Consider the following 15,805-nt stretch of genomic DNA (forward strand, 5'->3'; position numbering starts at 1 on the left):
GGTAAATGGACATGTTTTGCAATAAATACTAAAAAGCCCCGCAGTTGCGAGGCTTTCTTACAAGATTCAGTGGTCTTAAATCAGATAGCAGTTACGTTAACTGCAGCTGGACCTTTCTGGCCGTCCTGAATTTCGAACTCAACGTTCTGGCCTTCAGCCAGAGTTTTGAAACCGTTACCCTGGATAGCGGAGAAGTGTACAAACACATCTTTGCTGCCATCAGCCGGAGTAATGAAGCCAAAACCTTTAGACTCGTTGAACCACTTAACTTGACCTTTAATCTTTGCCATTTGCAAAATTCCTTAGACTGTTTTCTTCGCCCGTAGGGCGCTTACATAGATAAAACTGACACATGACTGCATGAGGCACTAATATAAGGTTCGGCAGAGAAGCGGTATTCAACGACAACGTGTTTACTCAGGACTTCTTTACTGAAAATGCCACACATAAACAGAACTGTACCTCGTTTAACCCGAAACGTGTTATCACATACTACGTAAATAATGGCAAGCCATTTTTAGACGGGTCTCGATCGCTCGCACAGATTATAAGGGAATCATTTGATCGCCTGCACATTTATGCGACTTTGCTCGCTCTGGCTTATCCTTATCGCGCCCTGCTTGCCCCCCGGGATGTCCTCTCTGGCGGCCACTTATCCGTCACAGCTCAACAACTTCAGTGCTCCCACCCACGGCCGCAGTGAAACCGCCAATTTTAGGGGGAGACAAAAACCACTGCATAAAGATGCATATAAAAGCTCATAACGATAGACGAAAAATTGCTTTAATGCGGGCATTTCATAATATCAAAACACGTAAATTGAAGAGCTTAAAATATTGTCTATACTGATATTCCACGACAATAATGAAGAGCTGATGACAGTTAAGTCCAACTATTCTTTTATTTGATTAATTAAACAAAGCAATATAAGGCGGCGCGGTAAAGCCGCTTCCGCTGGCCCGTGCGCGCGGAAAAAGCTGAAGAGGTTTATAGATAAGATTAAGTTATACAGCCGGGTGAGATACAGGCGCACACCGCAAACGTGCACACCTGTCGGTCGGATCAGCGCTCTGCAACAAGACGGATAAAATCGTCGTCGCCTTTTCCCTTTTCGGCTACTGAAGGTTCAGCGGCGCTCTCCTTCTCAGGCGCATTGGCCTCACAGAGACGACGCAGCAGCGCGGTTTGCCGCTTTTGCTGATCCAGCAGCGCCTGCAGCAGCGCTATCTGCTCATTGGCGCGCGAACTGGCGCGATTAACAAAAAACCATAACAACAGGCCGACAAGCAGCAGCACAACAGATAGCGCCACGGATGCCAGGCTTACAATCCCAGGATTTAGTAACTCACTCATTTCACCACCTCAAAGAGAAGGCGCTTATTCTACCACCCGCGCAGCAGAAGAAAATCAATCATATTAAAAATGTCTTACCAGGGAATAAACTTATTGATAGTGCAGATGCCGCTGAAGAACTGTACATCCTGATCGCACATTACGTTAAGCATCTGAGTCCATAGCAGTAAGCAACCTGCAATGATGACTATCAGCAAAACCCACCGTAATTTTTTCACTCCACACTCCGCATCAGTATCAGATGTCGCCAGGATAACATGACCTTCTTAAACCGCGGCTAACTGTAATACGAAAGGCAAGTTTAGGAATCATAGACTTGTTTCAACTGGTGTTCATGCCAGAATGGACGCAAGGATAATACAAATAATGAGGCAACAATGCGATTGATCATTCGTACCATTGTGGTGCTGGCTATCTTGTGGATTGGCGTGTTATTAAGCGGTTATGGTGTATTAATGGGCAGCAGTGAGAACGCAGGAGGGCTGGGATTGCAGTGTAAATATCTCACGGCTCGCGGCATCAGTACCGCACAATATGTTCATTCCAGCAGCGGTATTATCGGCATCACCGATTGCCCTATTCTGCGTAAAAGCGCCACGGTTGTTGATAACGGCTAGTCACGAGCGGGCTACAGATTCTGTAGCCCGCTTCACGCACCCGATCAGAACGGATAATCGTTATAGCCCATCTGCTCGGAAATTTTACGTGCCGCCGTGTGCAGCATCGCGACATACTCGTTCAGGCGTTCTTCCGAGAAACGCAGCGTCGGGAAAGAGATACTCAGTCCGGCGATAACCACGCCGAAGCGGTCGAAAACCGGCACCCCAATGCAGCGCAGCCCTTCTTCCTGCTCTTCGTTATCTTCGCCATACCCCTGCTCGCGGACCTGATCCAGAACCGCCAGCAGCTCTTCGGTGCTGGTGATGGTCCGGTCGGTGCTGCGTTTGTACTCCACGCCTTCCAGAATCTGTTCAACCTCGGAACGATCGCGCCAGGCCAGCAGCACTTTACCGATCGCGGTGCTGTACAGCGGGTTACGACGCCCAATGCGCGAGTACATGCGCAAATTGTACATTGAGTCGATTTTGTGGATGTAAACGATGCTGTCTTCATCCAAAGCACCCAGGTGGACGGTCTCTTTCGTCAGACGTGAAAGCTCGCGCATCTGAATATCAGCGCTGCGTACCAAATCAACGTTCTGCAAAGCCCGCGCGCCAAGTTCGAAGAGTTTGAGGGTCAGAGAATATTTCTCGGATTCGCCTTCCTGAGCTACGTACCCCAGCGATTTCATGGTCTGCAAAAAGCGATAAACGGTGCTTTTTGACATCATGACGCGCTGGGACAGTTCGGTAATGCCAATTTCACGCTCTTCGCCAAGCGCCTGCAGAATGCCAAAAACCTTCAATACCGAAGAGACAGAATCTGGCTGTTTATCCAAATCTGCAACTGCCATTTATCACCTCATCGCAACTGTTTTATAAAAATTAGAACCGGTTTTTATTATAAATTCGCATCCCGCGACCCGCAATCGTTCTTCTGCCTATTCGTTACAAATCTGCGACATGCCGCTGAATAATCAATGCTAAAATTATTACCCAGTTAATAGTCCCCGATAAGATACAGACCTCACATGGATAAAAACCTCTCCGATGGGTTACCTTTGCCGCAGCGTTACGGCGCCATTCTGACCATTGTATTAGGCCTGTCGATGGCGGTGCTGGATGGCGCGATCGCCAACGTCGCCCTACCGACCATCGCCAGCGATTTAAACGCCTCCCCGGCATCCTCTATCTGGATAGTGAATGCCTACCAAATCGCCATTGTTATCGCCCTGCTGCCGCTCTCTTTCCTCGGCGATATGGTCGGCTATCGGCGTATTTATAAAATCGGCCTGGCGCTTTTTACCTTCACGTCGCTGGCCTGCGCCCTCTCCACAAGCCTGGAAATGCTGACCCTGGCGCGCGTGGCGCAGGGCCTCGGCGGCGCGGCACTGATGAGCGTTAACACCGCGCTTATTCGCCTGATTTATCCCCAGCGTTTTCTCGGCCGCGGAATGGGGATCAACTCTTTCGTGGTGGCGGTCTCCTCCGCGGCGGGTCCGACCATCGCCGCCGCGATTCTCTCGATGGCTTCATGGCAATGGCTGTTTCTGATTAACGTTCCGCTGGGCATTATTTCCCTGCTTCTCGCGATACGCTATCTGCCCGCCAACGTGGGCCGCAGCAAGGTCACCCGCTTCGACCTGCCGAGCGCCATCATGAATGCCTTAACCTTTGGCTTACTGATTACCGCTCTCGGCGGTTTCGCCCAGGGCCAGTCCGGCGAACTGGTTGCGGCGGAGATCGTTGCCATGCTGGTCGTCGGTTTCTTTTTTGTCCGTCGTCAGCTCAGGATGCCGGTCCCCCTGTTGCCGATTGACCTGCTGCGTATCCCGCTGTTCTCTCTTTCAATTTGTACCTCCATATGCTCCTTCTGCGCCCAGATGCTGGCCATGGTTTCGCTGCCGTTCTTCCTGCAGTCAATGATGGGACGCAGCGAGGTGGAAACCGGTCTGCTCCTGACGCCGTGGCCGCTGGCCACAATGGTGATGGCGCCGCTGGCAGGCTATTTGATTGAGAAAGTTCACGCCGGGCTGCTGGGCGCGATTGGCCTTCTCGTCATGGCCTGTGGCCTGTTCGGCCTGGCTTTACTGCCCTCCGCCCCCACGGATCTGGATATTATCTGGCGAATGGCGCTCTGCGGCGCGGGCTTTGGTCTGTTCCAGTCGCCCAACAATCACACCATCGTCTCTTCAGCGCCGGCTCATCGTAGCGGCGGCGCAAGCGGCATGCTGGGTACCGCGCGCCTGCTTGGGCAGAGTACCGGCGCCGCGCTGGTGGCGCTGCTGTTTAATCTGTCAGGGAATAGCGGAACCCACACCGCTCTTATGCTGGCCGGGATCCTTGCCGTTGTCGCCGCGGCCGTCAGCGGGCTGCGCGTCACGCAGCCGCGCGCCAGGCTGTAGCCCTTAATCGACATAAAAAAATCCGCAGCCCGAAGGTTGCGGATTTTTATTTTTTTACAGCCGGGAACGGAGCGTTACTTCAGATATTCGCCGCTGCGCAGGGCTTCAATACGCTTATCCAGAGGCGGGTGAGTCATAAACAGCTCGCTCATGGATTTCGCTTTACCGTTAATACAGAACGCCATCATGCTGCTGGCTTCCTGCGGCTCATAGCTGGTTTTCAGGCGCTGCAGCGCGGCGATCATTTTCTCACGCCCGACCAGTTTTGCTGAACCGGCGTCGGCATGGAACTCGCGGTAGCGGGAGAACCACATGGTGATAATGCTCGCCAGAATACCAAACACCAGCTCCAGCACCGTAGCGACCGCAAAATAGATCAGCGGGTTGCCGTTGCTGTTTTCACCTTCATCCCGATTGCCGCCGAGGAAGCCCGCTGCAATCTGCGCGATAACGCGCGAGATAAAGATAACGAAGGTATTCACCACCCCCTGAATCAGCGTCATGGTAACCATGTCACCGTTGGCAATGTGGCTAATCTCATGCGCAATGACCGCTTCCGCTTCATCACGGCTCATGTTCTGCAACAGCCCTGTGCTGACGGCCACCAGCGACGCATCGCGGCGCGCGCCGGTCGCGAAGGCGTTAATATCCGGCGCATGGTAGATAGCCACCTGCGGCATACCAATGCCCGCCTGCCGCGCCTGCTGCGCGACGGTATTCATTAGCCAGCGCTCGGTTTCATTACGCGGCTGCTCAATGACTTCCCCACCCACCGATTTCAGCGCCATCCATTTCGACATCAGCAGCGAAACGATTGAACCGCCGAAACCAAACAACAGCGCCATGATCAGCAGCCCGGTCATGCTGCTTGACTGAATTCCCGTCAGGCTTAGCACCAGCCCGAACACCACCATCACTGCCAGGTTGGTCAGCAGGAAAAGCGCGATTCGCATCATAATTTTCTTTTAACCTCGATTTAACAAAACGCACTATGCGATTACCCACATGGTATGGGTAGAGCGCCAATTTTCAACCATCAGGCCCCGCTAAGTCACGAGAAAGACACAACTTTACATTTTGTAGCATATTGCTGACGCTGGGCAATAGCGTTGACATTTTGTTGAATTCAGGCCGGCAAAGTTGCGCAAGAACAGAAAAGAAAACGGGCACAAATTAGTGTGCCCGTTGGGGATTTATTTACTGGCCGGGGGCTCTACCGCTGGCCGATCCTTTTCCTCATGGGCCAGATCGAGCGCAATATGAACCGTTTCATCAAGATACGGATCGGGCTCCTGGTAATCCTTCGGCAGATCTTCCAGTTTCTTCAGCAACGGCTTGCCTTCGCGTTTCAGGCGATCGTTAACGCGAGCCAGACGAATCGCATCATCTTCTTCGTTCTCCTTTTCACGCTGCGCGTAGTTCAGGGAGACGATGTTGCGTTTGTCTTTCATCGCGTTATAGCGAGCAATGTCCTTCATGATGTACTGGAATTCAGGATCATTAGCGATACGCGCATCGTGGCGTTTTAGCAGCTCCGGCCCAAACGGCGTCAGGTCGCTGTATTTCACGTAGGTTGCCGCATTGACGCTGTCCCACGGTAGCGCGTTATCTTCATACTGCTCGCCGGTCTCACGCTGTTCCGTTCCGGTCGGCATCATGATGTCCGGCGTCACACCCTTACGCTGAGTACTACCGCCGTTGATGCGATAGAATTTCTGAATGGTGTACTGTACGGAGCCCAGCGCCGGCCAGTCAGGGCGCAGCATTTGATCGTAGATACGGTTCAGCGAACGGTACTGCTGGACGGTCCCCTTGCCAAAGGTCGGCTCCCCGACGATCAGCGCGCGACCGTAGTCCTGCATCGCGGCGGCGAAAATTTCAGAAGCCGACGCGCTGAAACGGTCGACCAGCACCACCAGCGGGCCTTTGTAGTACACCACGCCATCGGTATCGCTGTCTTCGCGCACTTTACCGTTGTTATCGCGCACCTGAACAACCGGACCGGATGGAATAAACAAGCCAGAAAGCGAAACCGCTTCGGTCAGCGCCCCGCCGCCGTTGCTGCGCAGATCGATAACGATGCTGCTAACGTTCTGTTTTTCCAGTTTCTGCAGTTGAACCTTCACGTCATCCGTAAGGCCAACATAGAAACCTGGAATATCCAGTACGCCAACCTTCTCTTTGCCGACGGTTTTGACTGACATCTTAACCGCGCGGTCTTCAAGACGAATACGTTCGCGCGTGAGGGTCACAATCCGTGTTTTCGCGCCTTTACCCGCCGGGAGTATCTCCAGGCGAACCTTGCTGCCCTTTGGACCTTTGATCAGCGCTACCACATCATCAAGACGCCAGCCGATCACATCGACCATGGCTTTACCCGGCTGGCCAACGCCAACGATACGGTCACCCACGCTGATGGCTTTGCTCTTCGCCGCAGGCCCACCGGCCACCAGTGAATTGATCACCGTGTAGTCGTCATCCATCTGCAATACCGCGCCGATACCTTCGAGAGACAGGCTCATTTCGGTATTGAACTGTTCAGTATTGCGCGGTGAGAGATAGTTGGTATGCGGGTCGATTTCACGCGCAAAGGCGGTCATCGCCAGCGAGAAAACATCTTCGCTGTTGGTTTGCGCCAGACGGCGAATGGCAAACTTGTAACGACGGGTTAAGGTCTCGCGAATCTCTTTATCATCTTTGCCAGCCAGCTTGAGACTGAGCTGATCGAACTTCACCTTGGCATCCCACAGCGCATTCAGCTCGGCCTCATCTTTCGGCCAGGGCGACTTGCTGCGGTCAAGGTTGAAGTTGTCATTGCCGGTGAAGTCCATCGGACGTTCCAGCACTTTCAATGCATATTGATAACGCTCGAAACGACGTTTCTGCGCCAGATTATACAGGTCGTAAAAAACGTCCAGCTTCCCGCTGCGCAGCTCATCGCCGATTTGATTCTTTTTCGCGGCAAACTGCGCCACGTCGCTGGCCAACAGCACGTTATGGCTGTAATCCAGCAGGTTCAGATAACGATCGAAAATTTTTGCCGAAAAGGCATTGTCGAGATCGAACTGGCGGTAGTGGGAACGGGTAAAGCGCGATGTCACGCGCTCGCTCACCGTTGCGTGCTGCGGCTCTTCTTTCAGCACGGGGATTTGATCAATCCGGGTTATATCGTCCACGGCGAACGACTGGCCTGCGATTACCAGCAGGCCCGCCAACGCGGTGAGCTTAAAGAATTTGTTCATGCCTGGCCCGGCCTCCGTTTCAGAACACCAGGTGTTCTGCGCGTACAATCATTGACATACCAGAAGTCAGCTGTACACGAACGCCATCTTTGGTGATTTCCAGGACGGTGGCGTCCATTGCATTATTACCTGCTTTCACCTTCAGTGCCTGGCCAACGGTCAATACAGACACATCTGATACAGGGGTATGACGCTCTTCGCGCGGCGCTTTGGCTGCTGGTGCCGGGCGCGGTTTACGCTGCTCAGCGCCTTCTTTACGACGCGCCTGAGCCTGAGGACGAGGTTTACGCTCGCGACGAGCCCCCTCTTCCGGCTGGCCAGCGGCGGCGGCGGCTTCGCGTTTTTTCGCTTGCTGCGCTTCACGCTGCGCCTGAACGCGGGCTTTTGCTTCTTCAAGCTGCTGGCGGGCGTGAGCAACATGCTGCTCTTCCAGCTCGCCGCACGGGTTGCCGTCGAGGTCAACGCGGACTGCGCCAGGCTTAACGCCGTACAGGTAGCGCCAGCTCGAAGTATAAAGACGCAGTGCAGCGCGAAGTTGGGTTTTGCTGAGATTCATCTCTCCGCCAACGCGCTCAACGAGATCCTGAAAAATACCGACTTTCAGGGGGCGAGCTTCGCCTTCAGCGCTAAAACACTGAGGGAAGCGTTCGGCCAGAAACGCAATGACTTCTTTACTGCTATTCAACTTAGGTTGATTTTCCATGAAATTTCCTGATTACAACGGACGTAGCCAACAAGCCGCAGGCATGAACAGGCGTCATTATAATGACGTCATCGGTAAATGCTACGTTATCCGTTGATTATCCTGCGACGCGGGTGAATATTTTTTGATAATCAGTCGCAGAAATGAGTTTTTCCAGATGCGCGACCAGTTCTGCCAGCCCCTGCTCATCTTCAGCGGTGAAGCGGGAATAGGCTGTGCTATCGATATCCAGGACGCCGATAGTTCGATCGTTCACCCGCAACGGGAAGACAATTTCCGAATTACTGGCGGCGTCACAGGCGATGTGACCATCAAACGCGTGAACGTCTTCTACCCGCTGCACGCGATTCTGCGCGACGGCAGCGCCGCATACGCCGCGCCCTACCGGAATACGCACGCAGGCCAGCTTGCCCTGGAACGGGCCAAGGACCAGCGTGTCGCCTTCCAGGAGATAAAAACCGGCCCAGTTCACTTCAGCCAGCCGCTCGAACAGCAGCGCGCTGGTATTTGAAATCATGGCCAGAAAACTGGTTTCGCCTGCCATTAACGCCTGAAAATCGCGGTTCAGATCCGCGTAGAATTCTTGTTTGTTCATTATTTATTCGCTTAGTTGTCTTACTACCTTACACTTACAGCCTAATAAAATAAGCTTTAAATGCATTCATGCTCAAGATGAATTCATTCCTGAGTTAAGATAGAGAGATACACTCATTTCTGTAAGCTATAAATGCCACTAAAAACACCCAGGGTTACGCCAGCAAAAAAGATGATCGTCTACTCGGTCAGCGCGCCTGTTGCGCACGCTCACTATCAGCGCTGCCCACAGTGCGATCTGCTGTTTCGTTTACCGGTCCTCAAAAAGAATCAGAGCGCCTGGTGCCCTCGCTGCAATGCCAAAGTGCGCGATGGCCGTGACTGGTCGCTTACCCGACTGGGCAGTATGGCGATCGCGATGCTGCTGCTGATGCCTTTTGCCTGGAGCGAACCGCTTCTGCGTTTACATCTCTTAGGCGTACGCATCGACGCTAACGTCCTTCAGGGCATCTGGCAAATGACCGGCCAGGGCGATCCGCTCACGGCGGCGATGGTGCTGTTTTGCGCGGTCGTCGCGCCAGTGCTGCTGGTCGTCTCAATCGCCTACCTGTGGCTGGGTAACGTGCTGGGCATGAATCTGCGCCCGATACTGCTGATGCTGGAGCGGCTCAAAGAGTGGGTGATGCTGGATATTTACCTGGTCGGTATCGGCGTCGCCTCCATCAAAGTACAAGATTACGCCTTTCTGCAGCCCGGCATCGGGCTTATTGCCTATATCGCGCTCACCCTGCTCAGCATCCTGACGCTTATCCATATGAACGTTGAGGAGCTGTGGGAGCGTTTTTATCCCCAGCGCCCGGCGCTGCGGCCGGATAATAATCTCCAGGTTTGTCTCGGCTGTCATTATACCGGACATCGTGATTCCCGCGGGCGCTGCCGCCGCTGTCACACGCCTCTGCGCCACAGACGTCGCCAAAGCCTGCAAAAGAGCTGGGCCGCGCTGATCGCGTCGATGGTTTTCCTGCTGCCTGCCAACCTGCTGCCAATCTCGATTATTTACGTCAACGGCGCGCGCCAGGACGACACTATTCTTTCCGGCATTATGTCGCTGGCCAGCAGCAACGTGGCCATCGCCGGAGTGGTGTTCATCGCCAGTATTCTGGTCCCATTCACCAAAGTTATTGTATTGTTTACCCTGCTGGTCAGCATACAATTCAAGTGTGAACAGGGGTTACGTACCCGCATCCTGCTGCTGCGGCTGATTACCTGGATCGGCCGCTGGTCTATGTTGGATCTTTTTGTCATCGCATTAACCATGTCGCTGATCAACCGCGATCAGCTCCTCGCGTTTACGATGGGGCCCGCCGCGGTCTATTTTGGCGCCGCGGTAATATTAACTATCCTTGCTGTTGAATGGCTGGACAGCCGCTTACTTTGGGACGCACATGAGTCAGGAAACGCCCGCTTCGCCGACTGAAGCCAAAATTAAAACTAAACGCCGCATCTCGCCCTTCTGGCTGCTGCCGGTCATTGCGCTACTGATTGCCGGTTGGCTGATATGGACCAGCTATCAGGATCGCGGTACGACGATCGTTATCGACTTCCAGTCGGCCAACGGTATCGTTCCTGGGCGCACGCCCATCCGCTATCAGGGAGTAGAAGTCGGTACGGTCGAGAATATCTCGCTGAGTAAAGATCTGAGCAAAATTGAGGTTTCAGCCAGCGTCAAAGGCGATATGAAAGATGCGCTGCGCAAGGAGACGCAGTTCTGGCTGGTGACGCCGAAAGCTTCTCTCGCCGGCGTGTCGGGCCTCGATGCGCTGGTTGGCGGCAACTATATCGGCATGATGCCCGGTCAGGGCGAGCCTGAAGATCACTTTGTCGCTCTCGACACCCAGCCGAAGTATCACATTAATAACGGCGAGCTAATGATTCATCTCAAGTCTGCGGATTTGGGCTCGTTAACCAGCGGCTCGCTGGTCTATTTCCGCAAAATTCCGGTCGGCCGGGTTTATGACTACGCGATTAATCCGAACAATCAGGGCGTCACCATTGACGTACTGATCGAGCGCCGTTTCACGAACCTGGTGAAAAAAGAGAGCCGTTTCTGGAACGTCTCCGGCGTAAAAGCGGATGTCAGCCTGAGCGGCGCGAAGGTCCAGCTCGATAGCCTCTCAGCGCTGGTGAACGGCGCTATTGCCTTTGATTCCCCCGATGACTCTGCGCAGGCTCAGCAGAACACGGATTATCACTTATATGAAGACCTGGCGCACAGTCAGCGTGGGGTGGTGGTCAAACTGGATCTTCCCGACGGCGCGGGCTTAAAAGCCGGCTCTACGCCGCTGATGTACCAGGGACTCGAGGTTGGCCAGCTCAGCAAGATGAATCTCAATTCCGACGGGAAAGTGACCGGCGAAATGACCGTCGATCCGAGCGTCGTCAGCCTGCTGCGTGAGAAGACGCTGATTCAGATGAAGAAGCCGAAAATCTCTCTGGATAACCCCAGCGTCAGCGCCCTGCTGACCGGCACCACCTTTGAACTGGTCCCCGGTGAAGGTGAGCCGCGTAACCAGTTTGCGGTGCTGCCTGCCGATAAATCCATTCTGGAAGAACCGGATGTGGCGACCGTTACGCTCACCGCGCCGGAGAGCTACGGTATCGACGCCGGGCAGCCGCTAATTCTGCACGGCGTCCAGATTGGCCAGGTTCTGGAGCGCAAGCTGAATGCCGATGGCGTCACGTTCCAGGTAGCGATTATGCCGGAGTACCGTTCACTGGTTCGCGGCGATAGCAAATTCGTGGTCAACAGCCGGATTGACGTCAAAGTCGGCATCGACGGCGTGCAGTTCCTCGGCGCCAGCGCCAGCGAATGGGTCAACGGCGGGATCCGCATTATTCCGGGCGACAAGGGGGCGATGCAAAGCCGCTATCCGCTGTATGCGAACCAGGAAAAGGCGCTGGAAAACAGCATGAGCGATCTGCCGACCACCACGCTTACGCTCTCAGCCGAGACGCTGCCGGACGTGCAGGCCGGCTCCGTGGTGCTGTACCGTAAATTTGCGGTCGGGGAAATCATCACCGTGCAGCCGCGCAAAAACGCCTTTGAAATCAATATTCATATCAAGCCGGAATATCGCCATCTGCTGACCAGCAACAGCGTGTTCTGGGCCGAAGGCGGCGCCAAAGTGCAGCTTAACGGTAGCGGTCTGACGGTGCAGGCTTCCCCGCTTTCCCGCGCGCTGAAGGGCGCGATTAGCTTTGATAACCTCAGCGGCGCCAGCGCTAGCGCGCGGATCGATAATAAACGCGTGCTGTATGCTTCGGAAACCGCTGCCCGCGCGGTGGGTGGGCAGATAACCCTCCACGCCTTCGACGCCGGTAAAATCGCCGAAGGGATGCCGATTCGCTACCTGGGGATTGATATTGGCCAGATCCAGTCGCTGAATTTAATTACCGCGAAAAACGAAGTGCAGGCGAAAGCGGTGCTCTACCCGGAATACGTCAATACCTTTGCCCGCGCCGGGACGCGTTTCTCGGTGATTACGCCGCAGATTTCCGCGGCGGGCGTTGAACATCTGGATACCCTTTTCCAGGCCTATATCAACGTCGAGCCGGGACGCGGTTCACCGCGCCGTGATTTCGAAATTCAGGAAACCACGATCAGCGATTCACGTTATATCGACGGCCTGAGCATTATCGTCGAAGTACCGGAAGCGGGTTCGCTGGGTATCGGCACGCCGGTGCTGTTCCGCGGGCTCGAAGTCGGCACGGTGACCGGTCTGATGCTCGGTTCGATGTCGGATCGCGTGATGGTACAGCTGCGTATCAGCAAGCGTTATCAGTATCTGGTGCGCAACAACTCGGTGTTCTGGCTGGCTTCCGGCTATAGTCTCGACTTTGGCCTGATTGGCGGGGTGGTGAAAACCGGTACCTTTAATCAGTTCATTCGCGGCGGCATCGCGTTTGCGACGCCTCCGGGTACGCCGCTGGCGCCGAAAGCGCAGGATGGCAAACACTTCCTGCTGCTGGAGAGCGAACCGAAAGAGTGGCGCGAATGGGGCACCGCCCTGCCGCGCTAAGCGTAAAAGGCTCCGGTGTCCGCCGCCGGAGCCTTTGTGGTAAACTACGCCCCCTTTTTTCGTTGTGGTGCGCTCCCCGTGGCTCAAAACGCTGTCTATCTTCCTGAAGAATTCCTCGCTCAAATGCGTGCGGCAATGCCGACGCATCTCTCTTTCGACGACTTTATCGCCGCCTGCCAGCGCCCGCTGCGGCGGAGCATTCGCGTCAATACGCTGAAAATCACGGTGGCTGATTTTTTGCAGCTGGTCGCCCCCTATCGCTGGCAGCTCACGCCGGTTCCGTGGTGCGAAGAGGGTTTCTGGATCGAGCGTGAAGACGAAGACGACCTGCCGCTGGGCAGCGCGGCCGAGCATCTTAGCGGGCTGTTTTACATTCAGGAAGCCAGCTCCATGCTGCCCGTCGCCGCGCTGTTTGCCGGCGGTGAAACGCCGCAGCGGGTGATGGATGTCGCCGCCGCGCCGGGATCTAAAACCACGCAAATCGCCGCGCGCATGGGCAATGAAGGCGGCATTCTGGCCAATGAATATTCCGCCAGCCGGGTTAAAGTCCTGCACGCCAATATCAGCCGCTGCGGAATTAGCAACGTGGCGTTAACCCATTTCGATGGCCGGGTATTCGGCGCCGCGCTACCGGAATGCTTTGATGCGATCCTGCTCGACGCCCCCTGCTCTGGCGAAGGAGTAGTACGTAAAGACCCCGATGCGTTGAAAAACTGGTCGCCGGAAAGCAACGCGGAGATCGCGCTTACCCAGCGCGAACTTATCGACAGCGCGTTTCACGCCCTTCGCCCCGGCGGGACGCTGGTTTACTCCACCTGCACCCTGAACCGGCAAGAAAACGAAGACGTGGTCAACGGGCTGCTAGCGCGCTACCCGCAGGCGGTGGAAGTACTGCCGCTCGGCTCGCTGTTCCCCCAGGCCAGCGAAGCGCTGACCGACGAGGGTTTCCTGCACGTCTTCCCGCAGATTTTTGACTGCGAAGGGTTCTTCGTCGCCCGCTTACGCAAAACCGCCGCCATCAAGCCGCTCCCGGCGCCGGGCTATAAAGTCGGGAAATTCCCCTTCACGCCGCTTAAAACCCGCGAATCCGCCGCCGTTATTGCCGCCGCTGCCGCCGTCGGTTTGCAGTGGACCGCCGACCATACGCTCTGGCAGCGTGATAAAGAAATTTGGCTCTTCCCACAGGCGCTCGAAGCGCTCTTCGGTAAAGTGCGCTTTTCACGCATCGGGATCCGGCTCGCCGAAACCCACAACAAAGGCTATCGCTGGCAGCACGAAGCGGTGATTGCGCTTGCCGCCCCGGCCGCGCCCTTTGCGCTGACTCAGGCAGAAGCGGAAGAGTGGTACCGCGGCCGCGACGTCTATCCGGAAACGCTCCCGGAGAAGGATGATGCGATTGTCACCTATCAGGGCGCGCCGCTCGGGCTGGCGAAAAAAGTCGGGTCGCGTTTAAAAAACAGCTATCCCCGCGAACTGGTGCGTGACGGTAAGCTTTTTAGCAAAAAAGCGTGATGGCGCCTCGAAAAACAGCACTTTTTCACTGGCGCTTTACGCCCGTTTGTCTACGCTCAAAAATGTCGGCCTCAACTGGTCGTACCACAAATCAGCAGACAAACGGGGTGAATTTATGAGTAAAACTAGCGTACGTATCGGCGCGTTTGAAATAGACGACGCCGAACTGCACGGCGAACAGCAGGGAGAGCGAACGTTAAGTATCCCCTGCAAATCCGATCCGGATTTATGCATGCAGCTTGATGCATGGGACGCGGACACCAGCGTGCCCGCCATACTTGATGGTGAACATTCCGTCCTCTACCGTAAGCACTACGATCGCCAGTCCGATGCCTGGATCATGCGCCTCGCCTGATTCCAATGAACCCGTCGCCTGAGACGGGTTATTTATTTCCCCGCTTTTCTGACATCTCCTACACTTAACAATATGTTTTTCAGGATATGAGGCCAGGATGTTTGCCTTAGTACTGTTTATTTGTTACCTGGACGGCGGCTGTGAAGATATCGTTGTCGATGTTTACGATAACGAGCGGCAGTGCACAACGGCCATGGACGATCAGCGGATACGCCACGGCGGCTGCTTTCCGGTAGAAGATTTTATCGACAGTTTCTGGCTCCCCGCCCGAGAATACAGCGATTTTTAGCCCGCCAGCTGTAGCGCCACCAGGGTTAGCGCTCCACCAAATACGGCCCCTGTATCGATATAATGCTGGTTATCGCTGTCATAGCGCCGTTTGAGCGGCGTATGGCCGAACCAGAAATGATCGGCGCCGGCAATCGCGCCGTGACGCCCGGCGAAATGGTCGGCAAGCCGCTGCCGACGCCACAACACCTGATGCTCATCGACAGCACGCTGCCAGCAATAAACCGCCGCGGGGTAATCAGCATGGGCAATGACGTGCACCTGCCCACCGCTGTGGAGTTCGATAATCAGCGGTAGGTCGCGGCAGCGGGCGATAAGCTCCGTAAGGCGCCGCCTCTGGTTCTGCGGAGATTGCGTATACCAGTCGCCTCCGTTCATCTCCCAGAGCCGCATATCGCTGCCCGCAAGCGCCTCCAGCGCCATCTGCTCATGGTTTCCACGTACCGCGCAAACCCAGCGATAGCGCAGTAAATCCAGGCATTGCGCGCTTTGTGGTCCACGATCGATCAGATCGCCCACCGAGAGAAGCAGGTCCTGATAAGGGTCAAACCTGTGCTCGCGAAGGGCCGCCATCAGGCGTGCGAAACAGCCGTGCAGGTCGCCCACCAGCCAGATATTACGCCAGGCGGAACCGTCAATGCGCTGATACATATTATGTCCTCCTCGCACAATTATAGGAAAAATCCGCCACTTCAATGCCCGTAATATGGACACCTCAATCGACTTTAAACGAAA

At 55.0% G+C, this 15,805-nt stretch carries 15 protein-coding genes and 2 pseudogenes; 7 read left to right on the forward strand and 10 right to left on the reverse strand.

Annotated elements, in window-relative coordinates:
- Positions 1-80 precede the first annotated feature (80 nt).
- The 4 genes and pseudogenes from cspE to mgrB all read right to left on the reverse strand — a co-directional run bounded on the left by cspE (position 81) and on the right by mgrB (position 1,571).
- Positions 81-290, reverse strand: coding sequence for a transcription antiterminator/RNA stability regulator CspE (gene cspE, locus IYV58_RS16810; protein WP_001062678.1), 210 nt, complete (start codon positions 288-290; stop codon positions 81-83).
- A gap of 12 nt (positions 291-302) precedes the next feature.
- Positions 303-448: pseudogene (locus IYV58_RS16815) on the reverse strand (DUF2627 domain-containing protein).
- A gap of 614 nt (positions 449-1,062) precedes the next feature.
- Entirely contained in the window at positions 1,063-1,353 is a 291-nt protein-coding gene (locus IYV58_RS16820) for a YebO family protein (protein WP_004121996.1), read from the reverse strand.
- A gap of 74 nt (positions 1,354-1,427) precedes the next feature.
- The gene (gene mgrB, locus IYV58_RS16825) at positions 1,428-1,571 is read right to left on the reverse strand and encodes a PhoP/PhoQ regulatory lipoprotein MgrB (protein WP_002911375.1); all 144 of its coding nucleotides are present in this window, start codon (positions 1,569-1,571) and stop codon (positions 1,428-1,430) included.
- A gap of 159 nt (positions 1,572-1,730) precedes the next feature.
- Here mgrB and IYV58_RS16830 point away from each other — a divergent pair, with 159 nt between their 5' ends.
- Complete coding sequence (locus tag IYV58_RS16830) at positions 1,731-1,970, forward strand: YobH family protein (protein ID WP_004122000.1); 240 nt, start codon at positions 1,731-1,733, stop codon at positions 1,968-1,970.
- Between the two features lie 44 nt (positions 1,971-2,014).
- Here the strand turns inward: IYV58_RS16830 and kdgR are convergent, their stop codons facing one another.
- The gene (gene kdgR, locus IYV58_RS16835; RefSeq protein WP_004122001.1) at positions 2,015-2,806 is read right to left on the reverse strand and encodes a DNA-binding transcriptional regulator KdgR; all 792 of its coding nucleotides are present in this window, start codon (positions 2,804-2,806) and stop codon (positions 2,015-2,017) included.
- Positions 2,807-2,983: 177 nt separating this feature from the next.
- On the opposite strand from kdgR, the gene IYV58_RS16840 reads away from it, so the two are divergent.
- Positions 2,984-4,357 (forward strand): MFS transporter, encoded by a 1,374-nt coding sequence (locus IYV58_RS16840; protein ID WP_004122002.1) that lies wholly within the window; start codon positions 2,984-2,986, stop codon positions 4,355-4,357.
- Positions 4,358-4,431: 74 nt separating this feature from the next.
- Here IYV58_RS16840 and htpX read toward each other — a convergent pair whose 3' ends face one another.
- The 4 genes and pseudogenes from htpX to IYV58_RS16860 form a co-directional block, all read right to left on the reverse strand.
- The gene (htpX, locus tag IYV58_RS16845; RefSeq protein WP_004122003.1) at positions 4,432-5,313 is read right to left on the reverse strand and encodes a protease HtpX; all 882 of its coding nucleotides are present in this window, start codon (positions 5,311-5,313) and stop codon (positions 4,432-4,434) included.
- 237 nt (positions 5,314-5,550) lie between these two features.
- Positions 5,551-7,599 (reverse strand): carboxy terminal-processing peptidase, encoded by a 2,049-nt coding sequence (gene prc, locus IYV58_RS16850; RefSeq protein ID WP_004122004.1) that lies wholly within the window; start codon positions 7,597-7,599, stop codon positions 5,551-5,553.
- A gap of 19 nt (positions 7,600-7,618) precedes the next feature.
- Positions 7,619-8,302 (reverse strand): RNA chaperone ProQ, encoded by a 684-nt coding sequence (gene proQ / locus IYV58_RS16855; protein WP_004122005.1) that lies wholly within the window; start codon positions 8,300-8,302, stop codon positions 7,619-7,621.
- Between the two features lie 81 nt (positions 8,303-8,383).
- A pseudogene (locus IYV58_RS16860) lies at positions 8,384-8,897 on the reverse strand (GAF domain-containing protein).
- Positions 8,898-9,029: 132 nt separating this feature from the next.
- Between IYV58_RS16860 and yebS the strand changes: the two are divergent.
- The 5 genes from yebS to IYV58_RS16885 all read left to right on the forward strand — a co-directional run bounded on the left by yebS (position 9,030) and on the right by IYV58_RS16885 (position 15,071).
- Positions 9,030-10,313: a membrane integrity lipid transport subunit YebS gene (gene yebS, locus IYV58_RS16865; RefSeq protein ID WP_032741884.1), complete on the forward strand. Its 1,284-nt coding sequence runs from the start codon at positions 9,030-9,032 to the stop codon at positions 10,311-10,313.
- Entirely contained in the window at positions 10,282-12,915 is a 2,634-nt protein-coding gene (locus IYV58_RS16870; RefSeq protein ID WP_004122010.1) for a PqiB family protein, read from the forward strand. Before yebS ends, IYV58_RS16870 begins: the two co-directional genes overlap by 32 nt.
- A 78-nt stretch (positions 12,916-12,993) precedes the next feature.
- The gene (gene rsmF, locus IYV58_RS16875) at positions 12,994-14,427 is read left to right on the forward strand and encodes a 16S rRNA (cytosine(1407)-C(5))-methyltransferase RsmF (RefSeq protein WP_075208585.1); all 1,434 of its coding nucleotides are present in this window, start codon (positions 12,994-12,996) and stop codon (positions 14,425-14,427) included.
- A 115-nt stretch (positions 14,428-14,542) separates the two neighbouring features.
- A complete protein-coding gene (locus IYV58_RS16880; protein ID WP_004103329.1) occupies positions 14,543-14,782 on the forward strand; it encodes a YebV family protein in 240 nt (79 codons plus the stop codon).
- A gap of 97 nt (positions 14,783-14,879) precedes the next feature.
- On the forward strand, positions 14,880-15,071 hold the full coding sequence (locus tag IYV58_RS16885) for a YdfD/YebW family protein (RefSeq protein ID WP_004122014.1): 192 nt from the start codon (positions 14,880-14,882) through the stop codon (positions 15,069-15,071).
- Here the strand turns inward: IYV58_RS16885 and pphA are convergent.
- Positions 15,068-15,721 carry a protein-serine/threonine phosphatase gene (gene pphA, locus IYV58_RS16890; RefSeq protein ID WP_049114590.1) on the reverse strand — a complete coding sequence of 218 codons (654 nt, stop codon included), beginning with the start codon at positions 15,719-15,721 and terminating at the stop codon, positions 15,068-15,070. The two genes, IYV58_RS16885 and pphA, sit on opposite strands and share 4 nt — an antisense overlap.
- Between the last annotated feature and the right edge of the window lie 84 nt (positions 15,722-15,805).

This window comes from Klebsiella sp. BDA134-6 (assembly GCF_015601345.1).
GTDB lineage: Bacteria > Pseudomonadota > Gammaproteobacteria > Enterobacterales > Enterobacteriaceae > Klebsiella > Klebsiella grimontii.

Bases quoted from the DNA above. Each gene is read 5' to 3' on its own strand.
- pphA (WP_049114590.1), bottom strand. From the start codon at position 15,721: ATGTATCAGCGCATTGACGGTTCCGCCTGGCGTAATATCTGGCTGGTG.
- kdgR (WP_004122001.1), bottom strand. From the start codon at position 2,806: ATGGCAGTTGCAGATTTGGATAAACAGCCAGATTCTGTCTCTTCGGTA.
- yebS (WP_032741884.1), top strand. From the start codon at position 9,030: ATGCCACTAAAAACACCCAGGGTTACGCCAGCAAAAAAGATGATCGTC.
- cspE (WP_001062678.1), bottom strand. From the start codon at position 290: ATGGCAAAGATTAAAGGTCAAGTTAAGTGGTTCAACGAGTCTAAAGGT.
- IYV58_RS16830 (WP_004122000.1), top strand. From the start codon at position 1,731: ATGCGATTGATCATTCGTACCATTGTGGTGCTGGCTATCTTGTGGATT.
- IYV58_RS16870 (WP_004122010.1), top strand. From the start codon at position 10,282: ATGAGTCAGGAAACGCCCGCTTCGCCGACTGAAGCCAAAATTAAAACT.
- IYV58_RS16880 (WP_004103329.1), top strand. From the start codon at position 14,543: ATGAGTAAAACTAGCGTACGTATCGGCGCGTTTGAAATAGACGACGCC.
- htpX (WP_004122003.1), bottom strand. From the start codon at position 5,313: ATGATGCGAATCGCGCTTTTCCTGCTGACCAACCTGGCAGTGATGGTG.
- IYV58_RS16840 (WP_004122002.1), top strand. From the start codon at position 2,984: ATGGATAAAAACCTCTCCGATGGGTTACCTTTGCCGCAGCGTTACGGC.
- proQ (WP_004122005.1), bottom strand. From the start codon at position 8,302: ATGGAAAATCAACCTAAGTTGAATAGCAGTAAAGAAGTCATTGCGTTT.
- IYV58_RS16885 (WP_004122014.1), top strand. From the start codon at position 14,880: ATGTTTGCCTTAGTACTGTTTATTTGTTACCTGGACGGCGGCTGTGAA.
- prc (WP_004122004.1), bottom strand. From the start codon at position 7,599: ATGAACAAATTCTTTAAGCTCACCGCGTTGGCGGGCCTGCTGGTAATC.
- IYV58_RS16820 (WP_004121996.1), bottom strand. From the start codon at position 1,353: ATGAGTGAGTTACTAAATCCTGGGATTGTAAGCCTGGCATCCGTGGCG.